The organism is Peptoclostridium sp. AF21-18 (genome assembly GCF_003478825.1).
GTDB lineage: Bacteria > Bacillota > Clostridia > Peptostreptococcales > Peptostreptococcaceae > Peptacetobacter.
Genome location: NZ_QUGE01000019.1, coordinates 14,453 through 39,457, shown reverse-complemented (window position 1 = coordinate 39,457; position 25,005 = coordinate 14,453). Strand labels below are relative to the sequence as shown.

General features: G+C 33.0%; 18 protein-coding genes, 1 pseudogene and 1 other annotated feature. Of the genes and pseudogenes, 3 read left to right on the top strand and 16 right to left on the bottom strand.

Annotated features, from left to right (window positions below; translation table 11 throughout):
- Positions 1–179 precede the first annotated feature (179 nt).
- Both yihA and lon read right to left on the bottom strand, forming a co-directional pair.
- Positions 180–791, bottom strand: a complete 612-nt coding sequence (yihA, locus tag DWX74_RS08170) for a ribosome biogenesis GTP-binding protein YihA/YsxC (RefSeq protein WP_006439671.1) — start codon at positions 789–791, stop codon at positions 180–182.
- Positions 792–803: 12 nt separating this feature from the next.
- The gene (lon, locus tag DWX74_RS08165) at positions 804–3,158 is read right to left on the bottom strand and encodes an endopeptidase La (protein ID WP_118549537.1); all 2,355 of its coding nucleotides are present in this window, start codon (positions 3,156–3,158) and stop codon (positions 804–806) included.
- Positions 3,159–3,494: 336 nt separating this feature from the next.
- On the opposite strand from lon, the gene DWX74_RS08160 reads away from it, so the two are divergent.
- Together DWX74_RS08160 and DWX74_RS08155 are read left to right on the top strand one after the other, a co-directional pair.
- Positions 3,495–4,007 carry a chromate transporter gene (locus DWX74_RS08160; RefSeq protein ID WP_006439669.1) on the top strand — a complete coding sequence of 171 codons (513 nt, stop codon included), beginning with the start codon at positions 3,495–3,497 and terminating at the stop codon, positions 4,005–4,007.
- On the top strand, positions 3,995–4,522 hold the full coding sequence (locus DWX74_RS08155; RefSeq protein WP_118549536.1) for a chromate transporter: 528 nt from the start codon (positions 3,995–3,997) through the stop codon (positions 4,520–4,522). Before DWX74_RS08160 ends, DWX74_RS08155 begins: the two co-directional genes overlap by 13 nt.
- A gap of 358 nt (positions 4,523–4,880) precedes the next feature.
- Here DWX74_RS08155 and clpX read toward each other — a convergent pair whose 3' ends face one another.
- From clpX to DWX74_RS08105, 10 genes and pseudogenes are all read right to left on the bottom strand, one after another.
- Positions 4,881–6,122, bottom strand: coding sequence for an ATP-dependent Clp protease ATP-binding subunit ClpX (gene clpX, locus DWX74_RS08150; protein ID WP_118549535.1), 1,242 nt, complete (start codon positions 6,120–6,122; stop codon positions 4,881–4,883).
- Positions 6,123–6,137: 15 nt separating this feature from the next.
- Complete coding sequence (gene clpP, locus DWX74_RS08145; RefSeq protein ID WP_006439666.1) at positions 6,138–6,725, bottom strand: ATP-dependent Clp endopeptidase proteolytic subunit ClpP; 588 nt, start codon at positions 6,723–6,725, stop codon at positions 6,138–6,140.
- Between the two features lie 107 nt (positions 6,726–6,832).
- Entirely contained in the window at positions 6,833–8,116 is a 1,284-nt protein-coding gene (tig, locus tag DWX74_RS08140) for a trigger factor (RefSeq protein WP_118549534.1), read from the bottom strand.
- Between the two features lie 184 nt (positions 8,117–8,300).
- The gene (locus tag DWX74_RS08135; RefSeq protein ID WP_118549533.1) at positions 8,301–8,771 is read right to left on the bottom strand and encodes a metallophosphoesterase; all 471 of its coding nucleotides are present in this window, start codon (positions 8,769–8,771) and stop codon (positions 8,301–8,303) included.
- Complete coding sequence (gene rph, locus DWX74_RS08130) at positions 8,771–10,120, bottom strand: ribonuclease PH (RefSeq protein ID WP_118549532.1); 1,350 nt, start codon at positions 10,118–10,120, stop codon at positions 8,771–8,773. The genes DWX74_RS08135 and rph overlap by 1 nt, the downstream gene beginning before the upstream one ends.
- A 64-nt stretch (positions 10,121–10,184) precedes the next feature.
- A complete protein-coding gene (gene ligA, locus DWX74_RS08125; RefSeq protein ID WP_118549531.1) occupies positions 10,185–12,221 on the bottom strand; it encodes an NAD-dependent DNA ligase LigA in 2,037 nt (678 codons plus the stop codon).
- Between the two features lie 370 nt (positions 12,222–12,591).
- Positions 12,592–13,074 carry a GNAT family N-acetyltransferase gene (locus DWX74_RS08120; RefSeq protein ID WP_118549530.1) on the bottom strand — a complete coding sequence of 161 codons (483 nt, stop codon included), beginning with the start codon at positions 13,072–13,074 and terminating at the stop codon, positions 12,592–12,594.
- 293 nt (positions 13,075–13,367) lie between these two features.
- Positions 13,368–14,666 carry a bifunctional folylpolyglutamate synthase/dihydrofolate synthase gene (locus tag DWX74_RS08115; RefSeq protein WP_118549529.1) on the bottom strand — a complete coding sequence of 433 codons (1,299 nt, stop codon included), beginning with the start codon at positions 14,664–14,666 and terminating at the stop codon, positions 13,368–13,370.
- Positions 14,667–14,995: 329 nt separating this feature from the next.
- Positions 14,996–17,599, bottom strand: a pseudogene (locus DWX74_RS08110) (valine--tRNA ligase); the annotation flags it as partial.
- Positions 17,600–17,669: 70 nt separating this feature from the next.
- Positions 17,670–18,944, bottom strand: coding sequence for an RNA-guided endonuclease InsQ/TnpB family protein (locus DWX74_RS08105; RefSeq protein ID WP_118549527.1), 1,275 nt, complete (start codon positions 18,942–18,944; stop codon positions 17,670–17,672).
- Between the two features lie 823 nt (positions 18,945–19,767).
- Positions 19,768–19,984: a binding site (T-box leader), on the bottom strand.
- Positions 19,985–20,189: 205 nt separating this feature from the next.
- Here DWX74_RS08105 and DWX74_RS08095 point away from each other — a divergent pair.
- Positions 20,190–20,513 carry a hypothetical protein gene (locus DWX74_RS08095; RefSeq protein WP_040410349.1) on the top strand — a complete coding sequence of 108 codons (324 nt, stop codon included), beginning with the start codon at positions 20,190–20,192 and terminating at the stop codon, positions 20,511–20,513.
- Between the two features lie 276 nt (positions 20,514–20,789).
- On the opposite strand, the gene pstB is transcribed toward DWX74_RS08095, so the two are convergent.
- From pstB to DWX74_RS11270, 4 genes are all read right to left on the bottom strand, one after another.
- Entirely contained in the window at positions 20,790–21,551 is a 762-nt protein-coding gene (gene pstB / locus DWX74_RS08090) for a phosphate ABC transporter ATP-binding protein PstB (protein WP_118549526.1), read from the bottom strand.
- 132 nt (positions 21,552–21,683) lie between these two features.
- The gene (gene pstA / locus DWX74_RS08085; RefSeq protein WP_118549525.1) at positions 21,684–22,517 is read right to left on the bottom strand and encodes a phosphate ABC transporter permease PstA; all 834 of its coding nucleotides are present in this window, start codon (positions 22,515–22,517) and stop codon (positions 21,684–21,686) included.
- 3 nt (positions 22,518–22,520) lie between these two features.
- Positions 22,521–23,447 carry a phosphate ABC transporter permease subunit PstC gene (gene pstC / locus DWX74_RS08080; protein ID WP_330415673.1) on the bottom strand — a complete coding sequence of 309 codons (927 nt, stop codon included), beginning with the start codon at positions 23,445–23,447 and terminating at the stop codon, positions 22,521–22,523.
- A 271-nt stretch (positions 23,448–23,718) separates the two neighbouring features.
- Positions 23,719–24,897 carry a hypothetical protein gene (locus DWX74_RS11270; protein ID WP_286164275.1) on the bottom strand — a complete coding sequence of 393 codons (1,179 nt, stop codon included), beginning with the start codon at positions 24,895–24,897 and terminating at the stop codon, positions 23,719–23,721.
- Positions 24,898–25,005: the final 108 nt, after the last annotated feature.

Here is a 25,005-nt window from a genome sequence, read left to right as displayed (position 1 = left end):
TAAATTTAACTTTTATTTATTTTGACAGTCCACTCTACGGGTAGCAGTTCATTCGACTTTAGCTTCGGGCGGAGCTCGAACTAGAGGGGAGAAATCGACGAAGCCTGGAGAGCGTATTGTTTATAATTGCAAGCATAAAAAGAGAGGCTCTTGAAAAAATTCAAAAGCCCCTACAAATACTAATCTTCAGTTATTTCGTATCCATGTTTTCTATACTGCTCAACTATTTCACTCCATAGTTCTTCTATTCCAGTTTTTTTAGATGAAGATACAGGTATTATCTTTTCATCCTTTTCTAACTGAAGTTTCTTTCTTATAACACTTAAATGTTTTAAATACTGTCCTCTTGATATCTTATCCGCTTTTGTCGCAACAACAACACAATCATATCCGTAGTATTTTATCCAATCGTACATCATCTTATCGTCTGCTGTAGGTTCGTGTCTTATATCTACAAGAAGGAATATCGCACAAAGCTCGTCCCTATCCTGAAGATATCTCTCCATTACCTGTCCCCACTTATCCTTTTCAGACTTAGCAACCTTTGCATATCCATACCCTGGTAAATCGACAAAGAAGAACTCCTTATTTATTAAGTAGAAGTTTATTGTTCTTGTCTTACCTGGTGTAGAACTTGTTCTAGCGAAATTTCTTCTGTTAAGTAAAGCATTTGTAAGTGATGATTTACCAACATTAGATCTCCCAGCTAGTGCTATCTCAGGTATCCCATCTGTAGGATACTGGTGTCTATGAACTGCACTCATTGTTATCTCTGAGCTTCTTATTTTCATTCTCTCACCTCTCTATATTAACGCTTCTTTTAAAACATCGTCCATTGTTTCAACTAATACGAATTCCATATCAGCTTTTACATTTTCTGGTATTTCGTCTAAATCAGCCTCACATTCTACTGGAAGAAGTGCTTTTTTCACTCCTGCTCTATGTGCTGCTAATAATTTTTCCTTAACTCCACCAACAGGAAGTACTCTACCTCTTAGAGTTATTTCACCAGTCATAGCTATATCTCCTGGCACTCCTCTACCTGTAAGTGCTGATATTACAGCAAGAGCCATAGTTATACCAGCTGAAGGACCATCTTTTGGTGTAGCTCCTTCTGGTAAATGTATGTGTATATCTGTATTTTTGTAGAATTCTGGATCTATGCCTAGCTCATCAGCTCTAGATCTTATGTATGATATACCAGCCCTAGCTGACTCTTTCATAACATCTCCTAGCTGACCTGTAAGTACTATTTCTCCCTTACCTTTAAGCACATTTACCTCTACTTCAAGGGTAACTCCACCTACTTCTGTCCAAGCAAGACCAGTTACAAGACCTACTCTTGGCTCATCTTTAGCTAAATCATATTTGAATATTTCTTTACCTAAGAATTCCTGAAGGTCTTCCATCTTAACATCGTATCCTTCTAAGCTTGGATCTTCAACGTATTTCTTAGCTACTTTTCTACAAACTTTTCCTATTGTTCTTTCTAATGTTCTAACACCTGCTTCTCTAGTGTATGAATTTATTAATTTTCTCATAACATCTTCGTCCATTGTAACGAATCCTTCAGCAAGAGCATTTTCTTTTATCTGTTTTGGAAGAAGATATTTCTGAGCTATATTTAATTTTTCTTCTTCTATATATCCAGAAATTCTTATAACTTCCATTCTGTCTAATAATGGTCTAGGCACTGTATCTAAAGTATTTGCAGTTGTTATAAATAGTACCTTTGATAAATCAAAAGGTATTTCCATATAATGGTCTACAAATCCTTTATTCTGCTCTGGATCTAGAACTTCTAGCATTGCTGAAGCTGGATCTCCTTTATAATCAGATGCCATTTTATCTATTTCGTCTAGTAAGAATACTGGATTCTTGCTGCCAGCTTCTTTCATTCCGTTGATTATTCTACCTGGAATTGCACCTACATAAGTTCTTCTGTGTCCTCTTATTTCAGCCTCATCTCTAACCCCACCAAGAGAAAGTCTAGTATATTTTCTTCCTAATGCTTTAGCTACAGACTTAACTATAGATGTTTTACCAACACCTGGAGGTCCAACAAGACAGATTATTGGCCCTTTTGGAGATTTAGATAATTTTCTTACTGATAAATATTCAAGTATTCTTTCTTTAACCTTATCTAATCCGTAGTGTTCTTTATTTAATATCTCTTCTGCTTTTTTAACATCTAATTTTTCTTTTGTTTCCTTATTCCAAGGAAGTGAGAATATCATATCTAAATAATTTCTACTAACTGCTGAATCAGGTGAAGATGGACTCATTCTAGCAAATTTTTCTATTTCTTTAGATATTTTTTCTTTTGTTTCCTTTGGTGCTTTTAGAGTTTTTAATTTTTTTCTATATTTTTCAGCATCAGATGATGTATCCTCATCTTCTCCAAGCTCTTTCTGAATAGCTCTTAACTGTTCTCTTAAGTAGTATTCTTTCTGGATTTTGCTCATCTGTTTTTTAACTCTTAAAGCTATTTTTTTCTCTATCTTCATTATTTCTACTTCTTCTAATATGATAGAGTACATTAATTCTAGTCTTTTCTTAACATCGAATTCTTCTATTATTTCCTGCTTTTTATCATTTTTTAGATATATATTAGCAGCTATTGTATCCACTAATCTTCCGTAATCGTCTATTTCTGAAAGACTTATTAATATCTCAGGAGACATTTTGTTTCCTATATTTATATAGTCTTCAAAAGCAGCCATTAAACTTCTAACTAGCGCCTGTATTTCTTTTGCTTCTTCTTCATTTTCAGCAGTTTCAGTTTCGTCATCCTTAACCTCTACCACTTCTTCTACTACAGCTTTAAAGTATCCTTCTTCTTTATCTACACTTTTGATGGTAGCTCTAGTAACCCCTTCTACAAGTACTCTAACAGCATCTCCAGGTAATTTTATCATCTGTTTAATATTTGCTATAGTACCTACTTTGTAGAAGTCATCTTCATCTGGATCGTCTATTTCTGGATCCTTCTGTGTAGTAAGGAATATAACCTCATCATTCATCATAGCTTCTTCTAATGCATTTAGAGATATTTCCCTACCTATATCAAAATTTAATACCATATATGGAAAGATTGTTAATCCTCTAAGAGGTATTACTGGTAATTCACGTTCTATTTTAGTATTTTTATTACTCATATTCAGCCCTCATCTCCTTTTTTAAGAATTTTACTGCTTTTTCTATTATATCTTTACAGATATTAATTTTCAACCGAAAATATTTTAAATTTTATCATTTAATAGATTATTATATCCTTATCTCGGTTTATTTGCAATTATTATTTTTACTATCACGCCTCTATTTATTATTATACCCTATTTAGTGTCATAAATTACAATAAATAGATTAAAATCATTTTATTTAGATAACTTTTGTAATTTTAAAAATAATATTAACTTATATATTATATGTTATAATAGAAATTGATTTGAAATTAAAAAAAAATTAAATCTATTTTTACAAGGAGGATTAAAATGCTCAAACTTTTTTTAACATTTTTTAAAATTGGTGCATTTACTTTCGGCGGAGGTTACGCTATGGTTCCTCTAATCCAAGACGAGCTTGTAAAGAAACAAAAATTAGTCAGCGAGGAAGAATTTTTGGACTATCTTTCTATAGCTCAAAGCTATCCCGGTGTTTTAGCGGCAAATATTTCTATACTTTTAGGTTATAGAATAAACGGCATAAAAGGTGTATTAGTCTGCCTATTAGGTGCAACTATGCCATCATTCTGTATAGTTATAGCTTTAGCGTATTTATATTTTGCTAATTCTTCTTCTAAAATACTCGATGGTTTCTTTAGAGGAGTCAACCCAGTTGTTATCGCACTTATATTATACTCATTCATAAAAATGCTAGAAAAACTTCCAAAAACTAAAAGAAATATTATTTTCTTAGTAGTTTCTTTTGTGGCTGTAGCATTCTTAAATATAAGTCCAATATATTTAATACTATTAGGAGGTGTATATAGCTTATGTCTAAAATAATACTTCTTTTCCTAATATTCTTAAAGATTGGGGCATTCAGTTTTGGTGGTGGCTATGCGATGCTTCCATTTATACAGCAGGAATTTATCAATAAATACCACTTCATAACTAACCAGGAATTTTTAGACTTGCTTGCAATTTCTCAGTCAACTCCTGGACCAATAGCGATAAACAGTGCTACATTTGTTGGCTTTAAAACTGCAGGTTTCTGGGGGTCACTTGCTGCATCTGTTGGTGTTGTAATATTCTCACTTGTTGGACTTACAATTATCTCTCATTTATTGGATAAGTTTAAGGACAATAAAAAGGTAGAAAACTTGCTTACAGTATTAAGACCTATAACTCTAGGTTTTATACTTGCAGCTGCTGTGTCTTCTGGTAAAGAAATTACTTGGGGGGCATATGATATAATCGCATTCTTAGTTGCGTTATATTTATTAAAAAAAGAAAAAGTTGGATCAATAGCCATAGTATTCATATTTGGAGCAATTGGTATATTGATGGCATTCTTATAAAATTGGAAAAAGAGCAAGTTTATAACTGCTATCTGCTCCACGGTTCCGACGCCTATTTGAAAATCAAATAGGTAGGCGTCTCCAAGTGTCGCATGATTTCAGTTATAAAACTTGCTCTTTTTTACACATTTATAAAAATAGCCATCGATAATATCAACTTGCTCCTGCATATATGGTGTTCAGCCATACTATGGTTCAGAAAATTTTATATGCTGACGCAAAAAGAAGGGTATTGAAATTAACAGCGACAATCTGCAGAACTTTGCATCCTTTTGTTAGCTTGACAAAGCTAACGCTTAAAAAGTAGCAAAGTTCGAAGCCTGGAGCGTTGATTCAATACCCTTCTTTGCGTTTCATATTAATTTTCTTTGTAAACTATAGTTGGCTGTACATCATCATTTATTACAGCTTCTTTAGTTACTACTACTTTTTCAACATTTTCTTCAGATGGTATTTCATACATTGTATCCATCATTATGTTTTCAACTATACTTCTTAGACCTCTAGCACCAGTGTTTCTGTCTATAGCTTTTTTAGCTATTTCTCTTAGTGCATCGTCTTCAAATTCTAGCTCAACATCTTCTATGTCGAATAATTTTTTGTACTGTTTTACTAATGCATTTTTAGGTTCTTTTAGTATTGTAACTAATGCATCTTCATCTAGCATATTTAATGTAGCTATTACTGGAATTCTACCTATAAATTCTGGTATTATACCGTATTTTAGTAAATCTTCTGGTAGTACATTTTCATATATTTTTCCTAAATCTAGGTTTTTCTTGCTTTCTATTTTAGCTCCGAATCCTAGAGTTTTTTCACTAGATCTTCTCTGGATTATCTGTTCTAATCCGTCAAATGCTCCACCTAATATGAATAGTATATTAGTTGTATCTATTTTTATAAATTCCCGGTTTGGATGTTTTCTTCCGCCCTGTGGAGGAACATTAGCTACAGTTCCTTCTAATATTTTTAGAAGTGCCTGCTGAACACCTTCTCCGCTGACATCTCTTGTTATAGATACATTTTCAGATTTTTTAGCTATTTTATCTATTTCATCTATGTAGATTATACCTTTTTCAGCTTTTTCTACATCATTATCTGCAGCCTGGATAAGTTTAAGAAGTATGTTTTCAACGTCTTCCCCAACGTAACCAGCTTCAGTAAGAGCTGTTGCATCTGCCATAGCAAATGGAACGTTTAATGTTTTAGCAAGTGTCTGAGCAAGTAGAGTTTTACCAGAACCTGTTGGTCCTAAAAGTAATATATTACTTTTCTGTATATCTACATCATTTTCAGAATTGCTGTATATTCTTTTATAATGATTGTAAACTGCAACAGATAAAGCTTTCTTAGCTTTTTCCTGTCCTATTACATAATCATTTAATATTTCCATCATTTCCTTTGGTTTTGGTAATGAATCTATTGATGTTGTTGCTTCTTCGTTAGCTTCTTCAAATTCTTCTCTGATTATATCTTCACAAAGTTCAACACATTCATCACATATACAAACATCTGGACCTGCTATTAATCTTCTTACCTGATCCTGAGTTTTTCCGCAGAAAGAGCATTTTAGCTGTTTTTTATCGTCAAATTTTGCCATTAAAATTCTCCTCTCTTATAACGGTTTATTTGTTATAACTTCATCTATTAAACCATATGCAAGTGCTTCATCAGCTTCCATGAAGTTATCTCTTTCTGTATCTGCCATTATTTTTTCTAAAGGCTGACCTGTATTTTCAGAAAGTATCTGGTTTAATTTTTCTTTCATTCTTATTATTCTCTTAGCCCGGATTTCTATTTCTGTTGCCTGTCCCTGAGCCCCACCTAGTGGCTGGTGTATCATTATTTCACTGTTTGGAAGTGCGTATCTCTTACCTTTTGCACCTGAAGAAAGTAAGAATGCACCCATAGATGCAGCCATACCTATACATATTGTACTAACATCTGGTTTTATATAGTTCATTGTATCGTATATAGCCATACCAGCTGTTATACTTCCACCTGGTGAATTTATGTAAAGATGTATATCTTTATCTGGATCTTCTGCTTCTAAGAATAAAAGCTGAGCTACTATAAGTCCTGCAGTATCATCATTTACCTCATCACATAAGAATATTATTCTATCCTTTAATAATCTAGAGAATATATCATAAGATCTTTCCCCTCTTCCTGTCTGTTCAACAACATAAGGTACTAATGCCATTTTATGTAACCCCTTTCTTTTTTTGCATTCAATATAAGGCTGCCTAAGATATCAAATATCGCTTTAGACAGCCTTGTTTTTTCAAATATTTATAGACTATTTATAAACTATGCTATAGTAGCATTTTCAACTAGGAAGTCTATAGTTTTTCTAACTTTTAGCTGACCAGCTATATCTTCTAAATCTTCTGGTCTTAAAGCTTTTTTCATTTCTTCAGCTTCCATTTTGTACATTTCAGCCATTTTAGCTATTTCAGCGTCAACTTCTTCTTCAGAAGCTTCTATGTTTTCTAATTTAGCTATTTCATCTAATACAAGAGTTCCTCTAACTAATTTTTCAGCATCTTCTCTTCTTTCTTCTTTTAATCCATTTAAGTCTTTGCCAGTTATTTCTAATAACATTTCCATCTGTAATCCCTGGCTCATTAACTGGTAGTTAAGATCCTGCATCATTCTATCTAACTGGTCTTCAACCATAGCGTTTGGAGTTATGAAGTCAGCTGCTTCAGCTATTTTGTTAACTATTTCTTCTCTTACCTGGTTTTCAGCCATGTTGTTAGCCTGTTCTTCTAAGTTAGCTCTTATGTCAGCTTTTAATTCATCTAAAGTTTCGAATTCTGTAGTATCAGCTGCGAATTCATCGTTTAATTCTGGCATTTCTCTAACTTTTATAGAGTTTATTTTTACTTCGAATTTAGCTGGTTTAGAAGCTAAATCTTCTCTTGAGTATCCTTCTGGGAATGTTACGTTAACTTCTACTTCTTCATTTAAAGCTTTACCAACTAACTGTTCTTCAAAGTTGTCTATGAATGTGTGAGATCCTATTGTTAATTCGTATCCTTCAGCGTTTCCACCTTCGAATTCTTCTCCATCAACAAATCCTTTGAAGTCTATGTTAACTATATCTCCATCTTCAACATTTCTTTCAACGTCTACTAATCTAGAGTTTTTTTCTACCATTCTATCTAATTCTTCAGCTATCATTTCGTCAGTTACTTCTGGAACATCTTTAGTAACTTCTACACCTTTGTAGTTGTCTAATTTAACTTCTGGTCTAACTTCTACTTCTACAGACATAACTAATCCGTTTTCTTTACTTATTTCATCTACATCTATAGATGGAGCACCTATTGGAAGTATTCCTGTTTCTTCTACTGCTGGTACGAATACTTCTGGGAATAATGCATCTATAGCATCTCCGTAGAATATTCCTTCACCGTAGTTCATTTCTATTATTTTTCTAGGAGCTTTACCTTTTCTGAATCCAGGTACGCTGTATCTACCTCTAGTTTTTTTGTAAGCTTTTTCAACTGCTCCGTTGAATTTATCGTAGTCTACTGTTATTTTTAAAGTAACTACGTTACCTTCTTTTTTAAGTAATTCTGCTTTCATTTCTTAAAAATCCTCCTAATATACTTTTGATATTACAATTTATGGTATTTGTATCCATCATAATTCTATATAACTATTCAATTATATCACATAACTTTTTTTAAATACAACCTTTCTTATGATTATATTTCAATTATTTGGCTATTTTTTTAGCTTTTTTCAAAAGTCATAGAGATTCTTCAAATTAAATTTCTACTTCCTTCACTTTTATATTATCTCCATCGATTTCTAATATAGCAAATCCTCTTTTGCTGCCCCCTCTTGGAAGAGAAAGACTACCTGGATTTATATAAAGTGTTCCATTTATTACTTCAGAAAAAGTTTCATGTGAATGACCAAATACAACTATGTCTGCTCCTTCTCTTTCTGCTTTAGTCTGTAAAAATTTTGTTCCGTATTTTACATCGTATCTATGTCCATGGCACACAAAAATTTTTTTTCCGCCAAAGTCAAATAATAATTCATCTTCTGCATCTTCAAAATCGCAGTTTCCTACAACAGCCATAACATTTACACCTGTTTCTCCGTAAATATATCTCGCATCCGAGTAGTTATCCCCTGCATGAATTATTAAATCGCAATTCTCTAAGTACGGAATTGCTTTATCCATATTTCTAACTAATCTATGAGTATCGCTAACTATACCTATTTTCATTATCTCACAACCCTTTTAATAAATTCTTCTTTCATCTTTTTAAGTGCATTTGCTCTGTGGCTCATGCTATTTTTGATTTCTGGATCTATTTCGCCAAATGTAGTATCAAATCCATCAGGCATAAACATGCAGTCGTATCCAAATCCATTTTCTCCATGTTCCTCAAATGTTATCTTACCTTCAACAGTTCCTCTAACAGTAAACTCTTTTCCATCTGGAAGTACAACACCTATTGCACTTACAAATCTCGCAGTTCTATCTTCCATCGGAACATCTTTCATAGCTTCGAATAATTTTATTCTGTTTTCTTCATCAGTTGCATGTTCTCCAGCATATCTCGCTGAGTATATACCCGGTTTTCCTCCTAAACAATCAACAACTAAACCAGAGTCATCTGCTATAGATATTTTCTTAGTTAGTTTTGAAATTGTTCTCGCTTTTATCAAAGCATTGTGTTCAAATGTTTTTCCGTCTTCTACTATTTCTATTCCGTCTAATTCAACATCTTTTAAAGACATAACATTATAGTCGAAATCTTTTAGTATATCCCCTATTTCCTGTAATTTGTGTTTATTTCCTGTAGCTATTACCACGTCTTTTCCGTAGTCCATACCAAGTACAGCATCACCTATTTCTGGGATTGCAGCTCTCTGTATTTTTATTAGCTCTTTGTTTCCTTTTTCCCCTAGTTCTAATAATTTATTTAAATCTTCTCTGCTAAATGGAGCTTCTTCTCCAGTTCCCTGAACTTCTACAAACTCTCCTTTGTCTGTCATTACAAAGTTCATATCCACTTTAGCTGCAGAGTCTTCTTCGTAGCAAAGGTCTAGTATATGCTCGTCATTTAAAACACCTGCACTTATTGCAGATACGAAATTCTTAATAGGAAGTTTTTTAATTTCTTTATTCTGATAAAGTCCGTAAATTGCCTGAGCTGCTGCAACAAACCCACCAGTTATTGAAGCTGTTCTAGTTCCACCATCTGCCTGAATAACATCGCAGTCAACCCATATAGTTCTCTCTCCTAATAAATCTAAATCTATAACAGATCTTATTGCTCTACCTATTAATCTCTGTATTTCCTGAGTTCTTCCGTCAATCTTTCCTCTAACTGAATCTCTTATCTTTCTCTGCTGAGTTGAGCTTGGAAGCATTGAGTATTCTGCGTTTATCCAACCTGTACCTGTATTTCTTAAAAATGGTGGCACTTTATCTTCAACTGTTGCAGTACATATTACCTTAGTTTCTCCCATCTCGATAAGCACAGAACCTGCTGCGTATTTTGTAAAATTCGTAGTTATCTTGACTGGTCTTATCTCGTCATTTGCTCTATTTCCTAATCTTTCCATACTGTGAAATCACCTCTTATTTAGTTTTTTATATTAAAATTACTAATTTATTATTTGCTATTTATTACATTCCAAGTTCTGATAATACATCTTCCTTGCTTCCCATTTCAGATAATTTTAAGAACATATCCTCGTCGATTACCTTTATTCCTAAATCATTTGCCTTAGTTAATTTTGAGCCAGCTTCCTCTCCAGCAAGCACAAATGTAGTAGACTTGCTTACACTTGAAGTAGCCTTTCCACCTCTAAGCTCTATAATCTCCTTAGCCTGATTTCTTTTTAATGTAGGAAGTGTACCAGTAAGAACTATCTTCATCCCTTCAAACAACTGAGGTATACCTTCAGATTTGTCCTCACCTGCTTCAGTATTTACACCAGCATCTTTTAACTTCTGGATAACTGCTAAATTCTGTTCTTCTCTAAAGAATTTTACAACACTCTCAGACATAATACTTCCAAACTCCTCAAGTTGCTGTAATCTCTCAACATCGGCGTTCATAATTTCGTCTAAACTGCTGAAGTTTGAAGCTAGTATTTTAGCTCCTTTCACACCGACAAATCTAATACCTAGACCGTTTATCAGTCTCCATAGGTCGTTTGATTTTGATTTTTCTATTGCTTTAATTAAATTATCAGCAGATTTTTCTCCCATTCTTTCAAGTGGCACAATCTGCTCTTTTTTTAGATAATATATATCAGAAACGTCTTTAATCAGACCTTCTTTTAGGAATAATGTGATTATTGACTCACCCATACCATCTATGTCCATAGCCTCTCTCGAAACAAAGTGAATCATTCCCCTTCTAATCTGTGCTGGACAAGAGATATTTATACACTTAACTGCAGCCTCACCTTCAAGTCTAACTGTTGGCTCACCACACTCAGGGCAGACACTAGGCATAACAAAGTCCTTCTCATCCCCTGTTCTATCCTCTTTCACAACCTCAACTATCTGCGGAATTATGTCTCCCGCTTTCTGAACTATAACATGGTCAAATAATTTTATATCCTTTTCTCTGATAAAGTCCTCGTTGTGAAGAGTCGCCCTACTAACAGAAGTCCCTGCTAGTCTAACAGGCTCAAGAATAGCTGTTGGAGTGATTGTACCTGTTCTACCAACCTCTACCTCAATATCTAAAATCTTGCTCTTCTTTCTCTCAGCTGGGAACTTGTACGCAATAGCCCATCTTGGACTCTTAGCTGTAAATCCCATCTCATTTCTCTGCTCAATGTTGTTTACCTTAACAACCATACCATCTATATCGAATTTTAAACTTCCTCTGTTTTCTGTCCAATACTCTATAAACTCTATAACCTCGTCTATTGATTTACAGATTTTGTAGTTTTCACTAACTGAGAAGCCTAGTTTTTTAAGGTATTCTAATGAATCAGAATGTGTATCTATTCCATCTAATTCGTTGATATTTTCTAGGTTAAATACGAATATATCTAAAGGTCTTTTAGCAGTTAGCTTTGAGTCTAACTGTCTTAATGATCCTGCTGCTAAATTTCTCGGATTGGCAAATACCTGTAGGTCGTGCTCTTCCTGATATTCATTGACCTTTTCAAAGTTTTCTTTAGAAATATAAACCTCTCCTCTGACAATTATCTCTCTCTTATCGTCTATCTTTAGAGGAATACTCTTAATTGTCATGGCATTTTTAGAAATATCCTCTCCAATTATCCCATTCCCTCTAGTTGCAGCACTTTTAAACTCTCCATTTTCGTAAGTTATCCCTACAGAAAGTCCATCTATCTTAAACTCAACAACATACTCTACATCCCCGTCAGCCATCTCTTTTACTCTTCTGTCAAAATCTCTTAAATCTTCAGCAGAGTATGCGTTTGATAGACTAAGCATCGGATTTTTGTGCGTAACCTGGTCAAACTTATCAAGTGCCATCCCCCCAACTCTATTAGAAGGAGAGTCTACTCTCTTGAACTTTGGGTTTTCTGCTTCTAGCTTGATTAGCTCTTTCATAAGCATATCATACTCGAAATCTGAGATTTCTGGTGTATCTTGGTTGTAGTATTTGTCGCTATGGTAGTTTATTTTGTCTATTAGATTATCTATTTGTAGTTTTATATCTTCTTTTCCCATAAAGTTTCCTCTCTAGTTTTTATTTTGAAAGAATTATTTTTTCTTTCTATATTTAATTATATCAAATTTGTTGAATTAGATATAAAAAATCTAAAAAAAGAAGAAGCTTTTAAAAACTTCTTCTTTTGATTTATATTTATTCTTTTTAATCTCTAGTTCCACTCTTTTTCTAATAGAAAATCTCTAATCTTTTTATCCTTTATACCATTTAATTATAAAAAATCACAGTTATAACTGATAAACAAGGTAATAATTCAATTTTTATTAGTTATAACTAATAAAATATCTAAAAATATCATTTTTATCGTTTATAACTAACAAAATAAAACCACTTTTCAAGAATTTCTCCTCAAAAAGTTGCTCACTTAATCTATTTCTTCTCTATAATCATCTCTTTAGCTGCAAAACTTTGCCCCATAACCTCAAGTGGCGAAATCTCCTTATCCACTTCCTCAAATCCAATCGCCTTATAACAATGGTACGCACTCAAATTATCAGCCACTACAGCCAAAGAAACTCTCTTCGCACCATACACTTCAAAAGCAAAATTAAGCCCCAACTTAATCATCTGCTTTGCGTATCCCTTTCCACGCTGAGCAGGATCCAAAATAATAAACCCTATCCTAAGCTCATCCAAAGTATCTTCAACATTTCTAAAATTGAAAAATCCCACTAACTTATCATCGTCAAACGCCACAAATGGCATGAATTTCTCAACAAAACTCAACTTTTCCTCAGTCAATGGATAATCGCCAAAAAGCCCAGCACTCCAAAAATTAAACGTCCTCTCATCTTGACACCACTTCACAACTTCCTTGGCATCATCTCTTCTATATGATCTAACTCTAAGCATAATCACAATCTCCTTTCAAAACTGTGCACATTTCTACATACAAAAATAATTAATACAATTATAAACCAAAACCTATCCACAAACTCACAAAATTATAAACAAAATCTAAATTACAATCAACAAAACAAAACATACCATCAAACTAAATAACCCAAGATATACCTCTAGCGTTCTTCATCAAAGAACGCTTTTAAGAAAGTAATAACTGTGCAAAGAGGGGCGAATATACTCCATTTGTGACTGTCGCAACTTGATTGCGCGTCACAAATGGAGTATATCGCCCCTCTTCCCAGTTATCTATTTCTTAAAAGTGTTCTAACCGCTCCTATCATATATAGAGATCCTGCACTTATTACAACATCCCCTTCTTCAGCAACTTCTAACACTCTTTCCAAAGCATCCTCAATCTTTTCCACAGCTTCCACATTACCTGTGTACTTCTCAATCTTAGCTTTTAACTTATCTGCAGAAATCTTTCTCGGATTATCTGGCTCAGTAACGACAACCTTATCAAACACAGGCATCAAAATCTCAAGCACTGTGTCGATATCCTTATCCTCAAGCATTCCAAGCATAAGCACAAGATTTCTATCAGCAAAGTACTTATCAATCACCTTTCTCAAAGATCTCGCACCATCCTCGTTGTGTGCCCCATCTATAATAAATGTAGGATTTTCCATAACTTTCTCAACCCTACCAGGCCATTTTGTCTCTAAAATACCTGCTTTCACACTATCATCTGTGATATTTGCTACCTTGCCACTTCTTCTAAGATAATCTATCGCATTTAAAGCAGTCACGCAGTTTCTAACCTGATGCTCACCTATTAACTTGATTTCCATATCCTTAAACTCTTTTCCATTAATAGAAAAATCAAATATCTGTGAATGAACATCGTCTTTCTTAACATTTATACTATTAAAATCTGCTTCAATAAATTCTGCATTTTCCTCAGCTGCAATTTTCTTAAGCACATCCTCAGCCTCATCCCCTTGAGAATAAACCACAACCGCAGAATCTTTCTTGATAATTCCACCTTTTTCGTAGGCAATTTTGGCAATAGTATCTCCAAGAACTCTAGTATGGTCTAAACTTATAGATGCAATAACGCTAACAAGTGGATTTTTTATAATATTTGTTGAGTCATATCTTCCACCAAGCCCAACTTCCATAACTGCGTAATCAACATTTTCCCATTTATATATTAAAAACGCCATAGCAGTCACAATCTCAAACTCAGTTGGAGAGTTGTACCCCTCAGCAATCATCTTATCTATCCGTAATTTAACCTCAGACACAGACTTTGCAATATGTTCATCGGTAATATTTTCCCCATTTATTCTAATTCTCTCGTTAAATACCTCAAGATATGGAGATGTAAACAGCCCAACCTTGTATCCACTTTTTTCAAGCACCTTTGCGATAAATGAACAAATAGAACCCTTACCATTAGTACCTGCAACGTGAATAATATTAAGCTCGTCCTGAGGATTACCTAAAAGTTCCATAAGCTTTTCGGTAGACTCAAGCCCAAGCTTCATACCAAACCTATGACTACTGTGTATATAATCTAAAGCTTCACTATAATTCATAACTTCCTCCAATAAATCTAACAAAATAAAAGCTACATTTTCTAATTAAACTTACTTTTACTCGACAGAAACTCTTCATTTCATATTTTACTTACTTCTAATAAGCACCCTTCCACTCTAAAAAGTTTTTAGCTATAGGTAAAACATTTAAAAAATAAAAATTGTTGCCGTATAAAAAAGTAGGGCAAGAGAAATAACCACCTATCCAACGACTGTGCGTGGACGCACAACTAAGACTTCATCCAAAACTTTTTATCGTCTTGCGTCTTAGCTAGGAGTGGAAGGTGGTTATGCTCTTGCCCTTTTATTTATTACGACAGCCTTTTATTTTATGAAAGTTTTGCCTGTATACTAGCTAATCTTTCCTCTACTGATTTCATCATTTCTTCAAATTTTTCTTTTTTAGCTTTTTCCTCGTCAACTAATTTCTGAGGTGCTTTTGCAAGGAATCCCTGATTAGAAAGTTTTCCATTAACTCTCTTAATTTCGCCTTCTAATTTAGCTTTTTCCTTGTTTAATCTTTCTAATTCTTTTTCGAAGTCAACAAGTTCGTCAAGAGGTATAAATATCTTAACACCGTCTATAACTACACTTACTGCGTCTTCAGGTATACCAGCTTCATCTGCTCTAACTTCAACTTCTGATGCTGATGCTAAAGTTTTGAAGTAGTCTTTTCCTGCTTCAACAGCTTCTAGTTTATCTTCACTAGGAACCATTATAACTTTTGCTTTTTTAGATGGTGGAACGTTCATTTCTGATCTAACGTTTCTTACATTTCTTATACCGTCCATCATTATATCCATCATAGCTTCTTCTTTAGCCATGTTGTCTTCTTCTTTGAATTCTGGCCATTCAGATACTATTATCATTCCGTTTGCAGTTGGAAGATGGTCGAATATTTCTTCTGTTATGAATGGTATGAATGGGTGAAGAAGTTTTAATATTGTTTCAAGAACATAAGTTAATGTGTAAAGAGCTGCTTTTTTAGCTTCTACATCATCACCGTATAATCTTGGTTTAACCATTTCTATGTACCAGTCACAGTATTCTGACCAAGTGAAGTCGTATGCTTTCTGAAGAGCCATCCCTAATTCGAATTTATCCATGTTATGAGTAACATCTTTAACTATGTTGTTAGCTCTTGATATTATCCATTTATCTGCTAATGTTAAGTTAGCTTCAACATCGCTTCTTGTTACGCCATTCATCATTTCTTCGTCCCAGTTCATGAATACGAATCTTGATGCATTCCATAATTTATTTGCGAAGTTTCTAGCAAATTCAACTCTTTCCATGTAGAATCTCATATCGTTTCCTGGAGAGTTTCCTGTTATTAATGTAAATCTTAAAGCGTCTGCACCAAACTGATCTATTATTTCAAGTGGATCGATACCATTTCCTAAAGATTTACTCATTTTTCTACCCTGAGAGTCTCTAACAAGACCATGTATTAATACATGAGAGAATGGTTTTTCATTCATACAGAACATTGCTGCAAATGCCATTCTTACTACCCAGAAGAATATTATATCGTATCCAGTTACAAGTACATTTGTTGGATAGTAGTAGTTTAATTCTTCTGTATTGTTTGGCCAACCAAGTGTTGAGAATGGCCATAAAGCAGATGAGAACCAAGTATCTAGTACGTCTTCATCCTGTTTGAAGTGAGTGCATCCACATTTTGGACATTTTTCTGGCATTTCTCTAGCAACAACAACTTCTCCACATTCCTGGCAGTAGTATGCTGGTATCTGATGACCCCACCATAACTGTCTTGATATACACCAGTCTCTTATGTTTTCTAACCACTGTAGGTAAGTTTTGTCGAATTTGTCAGGAACAAACTGTAATTCTTTGTCGTTTAATATTTTTATAGCAGGTTCTGCTAATTTATCCATTTTTACGAACCACTGTTCAGATAATCTTGGTTCTATAGTTGTATGACATCTATAGCAAGTACCAACAGCGTGGTCGTGTTCTTTTATTTTTATTAAGAATCCTTCTTCTTTTAGGTCGTCTATGATTGCTTTTCTACATTCATATCTGTCCATACCTGTGTATTTACCACATTTGTCGTTCATTGTACCGTCTTCGTTCATAACGTTGATTTCTTCTAAATTATGTCTTAAACCAACTTCGAAGTCGTTAGGGTCGTGAGCTGGAGTCATTTTAACAACACCAGTACCGAATTCCATATCAACATATTCATCTGCAACTATTGGTAATTCTCTACCTACTAATGGAAGTATTGCAGTTTTTCCAACTATGTCAGCATATCTTTCATCGTTAGGGTTTACTGCTATACCAGAGTCCCCAAGCATAGTTTCAGGTCTTGTAGTAGCTACTTCAAGGAACTGATCGCTATCTTTTAGGAAATATTTTACATGGTAGAAATTACCTGGCTGATCTTCGTGTTCAACTTCTGCATCTGAAAGAGTAGTCTTACAGTTTGGACACCAGTTTATTATTCTATGACCTCTGTATATATGTCCTTCTTCGTATAATTTTATAAAGAATTCTTTAACTGCATCGTTGCATCCCTGGTCCATTGTGAATCTCTGTCTATCCCAGTCACAAGAATCCCCTAATTTTTTAAGCTGATTTTCTATTTTTCCACCGAATTCTTCTTTCCAAGCCCAAGCTCTCTTCATGAATTCGTCTCTACCTAATTCGTATTTAGTTTTGCCTTCTTCTTTTTTAATTCTTTCAACAACCTTAACTTCAGTAGCTATTGATGCATGGTCAGTACCTGGTAACCAAAGTGTTTCACATCCCTGCATTCTCTTCCATCTTATTAAAACATCCTGAAGTGTATGGTCTAATGCGTGCCCCATATGTAACTGTCCTGTTATATTTGGTGGCGGCATCATTATTGTGAAAGGTTTTTTATCTTTATTTGGTTTTGAAGCAAAATAACCTTTTTCCATCCACTCATCCTGAACCTCCCATGACTAAAGTCGCAGGGTTCTAAAAGTTTAAAACTTTATTTAAGAAGTTTAGTTGCTACACAACCCTTATTCTTATAGGCGTGTCCAGTTCGCCTCTATTGTATAGGACACCTAAGTCCACAACTTTACTTTTACTCAATATATTTAATGCTCCGTTTACATCTGCATTTAATAACCTACCATCTTTTGTTTGATACAATCCTCTTTTAACTCTTTTTCCGCTAAATTTATATTCCTTATGTGGAAGCCAGTTTTTGATGTCTTCGATTATATTTTCATATACAGGAATCTCATCTCTATCAAAAAAACTAGCTTTTGATGTGTAGCTTTCTTCCTGTTCAACAAAAGTTATTCCGTATAATTCACAAAGATACTCTATTTTTTCTCTAAGCACTCCAAAAGGTATATTTACAAATGTCTGATTATTTTTCTTGCCTAAATCAGAATTTTTTTGAAGTGTTGGATTATATCCACATACAACAGTTCCTATTCCATTTTCTAAGCAATAGTTGATAATTATACGAACAGATTTGTTCATATAATCATTAACTCTATTGTTTCTTTTTCTAGTATTGGTAACCTGTCTGTTTGTGTATTTCTTTTTATATACTTGTTTGTCCTTTATACTCTGTAAACGTGCATTTTCTTTATTGTGCCATTGGTTTATAGATTTTAATCTTCTTCCATCTACTATGAAAGATTTTCCAGTTGATGTTACACAAGTAGCAAGATTATTCACCCCCAAATCTATCGCTAGTGCTTTATTTTTATCGACATTACTTTGAATTTCTTCTACTTCATAGATATATTGAATTTCAAAGAACCTAGCCTTTGATTTAGGTATAATTCTTATCTCCTTTATATTTTTATCAACTAGTTTAGGTGGAATATTTATCTCAATACTTTTATGTTCTTTCTTAAAAGAAAATGAGTATGGAATTAGTAATTTATTTCCCTTTATTCTCACAAAACCTATAATCAATGTTTTAAAACCATCTTTAGGAAGATATTTAGGAAGTTTTATATCTTTAAACTTGTATTTTCCATTCTTTGCTAATTTAAGTAAAGCAAAGAAGGATTTAAAAGATCTATCAACTTCTTTTAAAATCTGCTGTGCCATATTTGAATTTAGTATTTTATAGTTAGGGCTATTTTTTAGCAATTCGTAATTCTTTTGACAGTTTAGATATTTACCTTCACTAAAATAGTATTGTCTAACATTGTAAATTGCCTCATTAGCTAAATTCTTAGCTATATGAGATAGCAGTTTTAAGTTTTTATAATCTTCTTTAGTCAATTGTTTTACTTGCTGCTTCATAGTCAAATACATTATAATCACCTCGCTTTCTGTAAACGTTTGTATAGGTATATTATAACATATTTTATAGAACATTTGTTCTTTTTTGGTCATTTTATTAAAAATATTTTTGTAAAAGTTTTTTATTTAATCTACTAAGTTTTAAATTTTTAGAATCCCACAACATATGGGAGGTCTCGTTCATATAAGCTCGCTACTGCCTATACAGTTCTCTTATGAACTTCTTGATATTTCTATCAAGCACAGACTATATCTTATCCCTCAGCCTTACCTGTTAGGGCGAAACCACTTCCACTGCCAAAAGCTTGCAGTGTACTTCCCTCACGAGGAATAGTCGTTGAAGTTTCTCCTATTCGGAGCTTACCTGCTGATTATCGATTTTCAAGCACTTAGGATTTAACCTTATACCATCTAATTAATTTTTTCTGCTTTCGCCACATTCACACTTGAGCTTTTTTCATCTCTATGTTGTAGTTTAATTAGCTTTACGATTTTCCAGCAATTCAGTTTCTTAGTTACGTAGGTTTGCTACGTCTACATACAAGTTTCCCTATATGCTTACTATTCTAGCCAATTCATCTCACGACTAAAGTCACAAGTATTCTTGAGCTAGTTTAATAAAGTCTTGACTCGAATTCTTTTGGATCATAAGTCTTATTTAGATTTGTTTCCATTTTCTAATCCTCCCATTTACTATATTTTTTATCGATTTCCTTTTAAATATTTTAGTAAATTTTTGTATTTCACCAAAATATACCAAAGGTTTATCTCGCATTTTTGTGTCGAAATAATATTTATTACTATTTCGCCTATAAAAAAAGAGCCCTTCATCCTACATAAGGACGAAAAGCTCGCGTTACCACCTTAATTCCGAGGAAAAATTCCTCGACTCTCTACAGAATATAACGGTTCCACCCGTCCAAACCTACTAAACTCAGCTTGGAAACTCCGAAGCTACCTTCTCCAGCTCTTACTCCTAAAAAACCTCTCAGCCAATGGATTTCTCTCTCTGATGGAAGTCACTGAATACTCCTCTTCTTCAACGTTTTTATATAATTAATACTTTAATTATATACAGTTATCTTTACTTATGTCAAGGAAAAACAACTCAATTTCATTACATCATCAACACTTCTACAAATTCTTATCTCATCATTTTTCTCAAATTTCAAAAAAATATTGACACCAAGATAAAAAATCGATATTATTTACATAATTTTAATTTATCCAATATAAAAAATGATCGGTGGTGTTTCAATGAACATATCAAACTTAAGAAAAAAATACAGTCCAATTTTAAGTATATTATCAGGACTAAGCATAATATTTATATGCTTAAACAAATTCTATACAGGAAATTTTAATATATTTGTGTTACTATTACTTTTGCTTGCATTAGAATTTTGTACTAACAAAAGAACAATATCTTTCAAAAAATCTTTATTAGTAATTATCTCTACGGCGCTTATACTTCTATGTATATTTACCATTAAAGAACCTAATTTTTTCAATACTAAATTTGATTACTTAATATTTGTATTAATTGCTTTCACACCACTTAAAGTATTAGAAAAAATATAAAATTACCATTTTTCATTTCAAAAGAATTATATAAACTACAGATTTGGGCTATAAAACTCAATAAAAAAATACGGACTGATGTCGCAGAAATTTTTCAAGGGGCATTGAATTTTTTTGGTTGAAAAATATGTAAATCGTACTCGACACTTGGAGACGCCTACCTATTTGTTATTCAAATAGGCGTCGGAACCGTGGAGAGGAGATTTATTATTTTTCAACTAAAAAAGATGCCTCTGAAAATTTCTGCGACATCTTCTGTATTTTTTCTTGAGCTTTTTAACCAAATCTTCCGTTTATATAATCTTCTGTTCTTTTATCCATTGGATTTTCAAATATTGATCTTGTGTCGTTAAATTCTACAACTTCCCCATTTAAGAAGAATGCAGTATCATCAGATATTCTGTTTGCCTGCTGCATATTGTGAGTAACTATTACTATAGTATACTTACCTTTTAACTCTTCTATAAGCTCTTCAACCTTACCTGTAGATATTGGGTCAAGTGCAGAAGTAGGTTCGTCCATTAATATTACTTCTGGTTTCATAGCTATTGCTCTAGCTATACAAAGTCTCTGCTGCTGTCCACCTGATAAACCAAGTGCTGAACTTTTTAATCTATCTTTTACTTCATCCCAGATAGCAGCTCCTTTTAAACTTTCTTCAACTATTCTATCTAATTCTTTCTTATCTTTTATCCCCTGTATCTTAGGTCCATAAGTTATATTATCGTATATACTCATTGGGAATGGGTTTGGTTTCTGGAACACCATACCAACTTTTGTTCTTAAATCTATAACATTCTGTTTGTTTATATCTTCTCCGTCTAAATCTATTTCTCCGTAGATTTTTACGTTGTCTATTAAATCATTCATTTTGTTTAAAGTTCTTATAAATGTTGATTTACCACATCCTGAAGGTCCTATTAAAGCAGTAACCTTACCTTCTTTTATATTCATGTTTACGTCTTTTAATGCCTGTTTTTCGCCGTAGTAAAGGTCTAAATTTCTAACAGCTATTTTTGTATTATTGTATATTTCCATTTAAAATTTTCTCCTTAAATTCTATTCTAATTAATTCCCGTTTTGCTTTTGTTTACTGAATTTTATTTATTTAAAATTTACATTTTATTTTTCGATTAATATATTTAAAAATTAATATTTTATTTTTACTAATTAATATTTTGCTTTACTAAGTTTTTTACCCGCAAATTTAGCTAATGTATTAAGTGCTAACACTATAACTATAAGTATTATACCTATTGAAGATGCTGTTGCTATATCACCAGTTTCTTTTGTTAATAAGTATGAATGAACTGTAAGTGTTCTAGCACTACTCATTATTCCTGCTGGCATTTTTGCAACTGTACCTGCTGTAAGTAGTATCGCTGCTGATTCCCCAACAACACGACCTATTGAAAGTATAACCCCTGATATTATACCAGGTATTGCACTAGGTACGATAACCTTGTATAAAGTCTGAAGTTTTGTAGCTCCAAGTGCAAACGATGCTTCTCTGTAGCTCTGAGGTACTGTTTTTAAAGCTTCTTCTGTAGTTCTTATTATTACTGGAAGTATTATTATCGCAACTGTTAAAGAACCTGATAATAGTGAATATCCCATTTTCATAAACACTACGAAGAAAATACCACCAAATAATCCGTATATTATTGAAGGTATACCAGCTAAACTTTCTGTACAGAATCTTATAGCTGAAACAAGTCTACCCTGTTTTGCGTATTCCTGAAGATATATTGCTGCAAGTATCCCTATTGGTGCAGATACTAGTATTGCAATAAGTACTGTGTAAACTGTAGCAACTATCATTGGGTAAACCCCACCATCACCTGATGCCTGATAATCACTGAATATAAAGTTGAAGTTTATGTTTCCAAATCCTTTATAGAATATGTATCCTACTATAACGACTAGCATTGCAACTGTTACAAATGCTGATCCGTATATCAATCCGTTTAATATATTGTCTTTTCTCTTTCTTGCTCCGTTCATCTATTATTTCACCGCTTTCTTAGTTAACTTATTAAGTACTACATTTAATATTAATATGAATGTAAATAGTACAACTCCTGTTGCAAATAGCATTTCCTGATGAGTTCCGTATGCGTAACCCATTTCAAGAGCTATATTTGTTGTAAGTGGTCTAACACTGTCCATTATGCTTGTTGGCATTGCAGGAGAGTTACCAGCTACTAATATTACCGCCATTGTTTCACCAAGTGCTCTACCTATACCTAAAACAACTGCAGCAAGTATTCCTGATTTTGCAGCTGGAAGAACAACTTTGAATATTGTTTCTATTCTTGAAGCTCCTAATGCATAAGAACCTTCTTTGTAAGCTGGGTCTACAGCTCTTATTGCTGTTTCTGATACTGAAACTATTGTAGGTAGCATCATTATTGAAAGTACAAGTATTACTGCAAGTAAACTCTGTCCTTTTGGAAGGTTGAATGCGTTCTGTATACCTGGAACTATTACTGCAAGTCCAAATACCCCGTAAAGTACTGAAGGTATACCTGCTAATAATTCAACTGCTGAAGATATTTTTCCTGATATTTTAGCAGGTGCTATTTCTGCTATAAATATTGCTGTTAAAATTCCGATTGTTGTACCGATTACTATTGATCCTGCTGTAGCAAATAATGAAGCCGCTATCATTGGAGCAACACCGAATAAATCCGCTGATGGAACCCATTCGCTACCAGTTAAGAATGCTCCTAAAGAATATCCTTCTGCTAAGAATGGTTTTAATCCCATGTAGAATACAAATCCTGTTATAACTACTAAGCTTGCGATAGATATTAATGCGCTTATTAAAAATACGTACTTCATAATTCTATCTGCACCGTATTTCATATTTAAATTTTTTATTTTCTTTTCTCTGGTCCTAGAAGATCCCACTACTTCTGTGTTTGTTGTCATTTTCTTTCCTCCTAAATTTTTATAAAATATTAATTATTGCTCTCTCTCAAATACAGTATCTATTTTAATCTTTGTTTTTTAAATTTATATTTAATTACGGTTAAAGTAAGGATAATTTTATTAAATATTTTTAATAAATTTAACACAAAAAAAGCTAAGTCTAAATATCCCTTATCCACTCCATACAACCACCTTGAATTGTTGTTGGAGTGGCAGATATTTAAACCTAGCTTCCTTGTTTAAATGTTATTAAATTTGTTTAATAAATAATTTATCTTGATATTTTATCTATAGTCATAGATGGTACGCTTATGCTTGCTCCCATTGTAGATTCATAAGTGTATATACCTGCACTTAGTCCGTATACAGTTATATAATCGTCCTCAAGTATTCTTTCAGATATTATGCTAGAGTCAAATGTACCAAGTATTATATTGTCATAATCTCCATCTACTGCTAGTCTTATTCCTATTGAATCTCCATCTTCCATTACCTGAACAACCTTACCACTGAATTTAACTTTTTTAGCTAAATAATCATCAGGTGTTCTCGCTAATTGGCTGTATGTTATTCCTGTATCGTAACCTTTTTTCTCTTCTTCCTCTTTTTTCTTTTGCTCTGCAGCTAATTTTTCTGCCTCTTCTTTTTCCTTAGCCTCCTTAGCTGCTTTTAACTCAGCTTCTTTCTTTTCCTGTTCAGCAGCAGTCATTTCAAACCAAGGAGCTGCTTCATCTACTTTGCCTTGTAGTTCCTTGATTTTCTTTTCTTTTTCAGCTATCTGAGTTTGCTGCTGAGCAATCTGATCTTCATATTCTGACGTATCTCCAGAACTGAATAAAAATGCCCCTATTAAAAGACCTATTACAAATGGAATTATTATTTCTTTTCTAAATATTTTTTTGAACTTAGATGTTTTGTCGTTTTTATCTAAATACTTCTTGTCTGTATCTTTTTTAACTCCATTTTTATCGGTATTATTTTCTTTAATCATAGTGTCGCTTCCCTCGCTTGAATTATTTTTATTTAATTCCTCTTGTTTTGCTGATTCTATTTCTTTTTTCTTTAGCTCATCTAATTTTTCATTTTTAACTAAAATTTCTTTATTTAAATCTTCTATCTCTTTTTCTATATTTTTTATTTTGGTATTATTTCTATTGATTTCATTTTCTATAGATTTTAATTTCTCATTGAAAATTTCCTTATCTTCCTCAGCTACAGAATCATCCATTGAAGAAATAGCATTTTTTATTCCTTCCATTCTCTTCTCACAATTAGAGTTTACCTCTTGAATTTCTTTAATAGTATTATTTCTTTCAGCTATCTTGTCGTTTAGCTCATTGATAGAATTCACTAAACTTTCCTCGCTAAAAATCTCTCCACTTTCCTTTTTAGATCTTTTTTTGTAAATAATAAATGCAACTATAATGAGAATAACTACTATAAATCCCATTAAACCCCCTCCTTTTGTTTTAAATCATTTCTATACTATATAGAATATATTATTTTTTTTAAAATATCAACCTTTTAAATAAAAAAGTTGTTGTTTAAATAATTTAAA

Excerpts from the sequence above, each read along its gene's own strand:
- yihA (WP_006439671.1), bottom strand. The coding sequence starts at position 791 with ATGAAAATAAGAAGCTCAGAGATAACAATGAGTGCAGTTCATAGACAC.
- lon (WP_118549537.1), bottom strand. The coding sequence starts at position 3,158 with ATGAGTAATAAAAATACTAAAATAGAACGTGAATTACCAGTAATACCT.
- DWX74_RS08160 (WP_006439669.1), top strand. The coding sequence starts at position 3,495 with ATGCTCAAACTTTTTTTAACATTTTTTAAAATTGGTGCATTTACTTTC.
- DWX74_RS08155 (WP_118549536.1), top strand. The coding sequence starts at position 3,995 with ATGTCTAAAATAATACTTCTTTTCCTAATATTCTTAAAGATTGGGGCA.
- clpX (WP_118549535.1), bottom strand. The coding sequence starts at position 6,122 with ATGGCAAAATTTGACGATAAAAAACAGCTAAAATGCTCTTTCTGCGGA.
- clpP (WP_006439666.1), bottom strand. The coding sequence starts at position 6,725 with ATGGCATTAGTACCTTATGTTGTTGAACAGACAGGAAGAGGGGAAAGA.
- tig (WP_118549534.1), bottom strand. The coding sequence starts at position 8,116 with ATGAAAGCAGAATTACTTAAAAAAGAAGGTAACGTAGTTACTTTAAAA.
- DWX74_RS08135 (WP_118549533.1), bottom strand. The coding sequence starts at position 8,771 with ATGAAAATAGGTATAGTTAGCGATACTCATAGATTAGTTAGAAATATG.
- rph (WP_118549532.1), bottom strand. The coding sequence starts at position 10,120 with ATGGAAAGATTAGGAAATAGAGCAAATGACGAGATAAGACCAGTCAAG.
- ligA (WP_118549531.1), bottom strand. The coding sequence starts at position 12,221 with ATGGGAAAAGAAGATATAAAACTACAAATAGATAATCTAATAGACAAA.
- DWX74_RS08120 (WP_118549530.1), bottom strand. The coding sequence starts at position 13,074 with ATGCTTAGAGTTAGATCATATAGAAGAGATGATGCCAAGGAAGTTGTG.
- DWX74_RS08115 (WP_118549529.1), bottom strand. The coding sequence starts at position 14,666 with ATGAATTATAGTGAAGCTTTAGATTATATACACAGTAGTCATAGGTTT.
- DWX74_RS08105 (WP_118549527.1), bottom strand. The coding sequence starts at position 18,944 with ATGTATTTGACTATGAAGCAGCAAGTAAAACAATTGACTAAAGAAGAT.
- DWX74_RS08095 (WP_040410349.1), top strand. The coding sequence starts at position 20,190 with ATGAACATATCAAACTTAAGAAAAAAATACAGTCCAATTTTAAGTATA.
- pstB (WP_118549526.1), bottom strand. The coding sequence starts at position 21,551 with ATGGAAATATACAATAATACAAAAATAGCTGTTAGAAATTTAGACCTT.
- pstA (WP_118549525.1), bottom strand. The coding sequence starts at position 22,517 with ATGAACGGAGCAAGAAAGAGAAAAGACAATATATTAAACGGATTGATA.
- pstC (WP_330415673.1), bottom strand. The coding sequence starts at position 23,447 with ATGACAACAAACACAGAAGTAGTGGGATCTTCTAGGACCAGAGAAAAG.
- DWX74_RS11270 (WP_286164275.1), bottom strand. The coding sequence starts at position 24,897 with ATGGGATTTATAGTAGTTATTCTCATTATAGTTGCATTTATTATTTAC.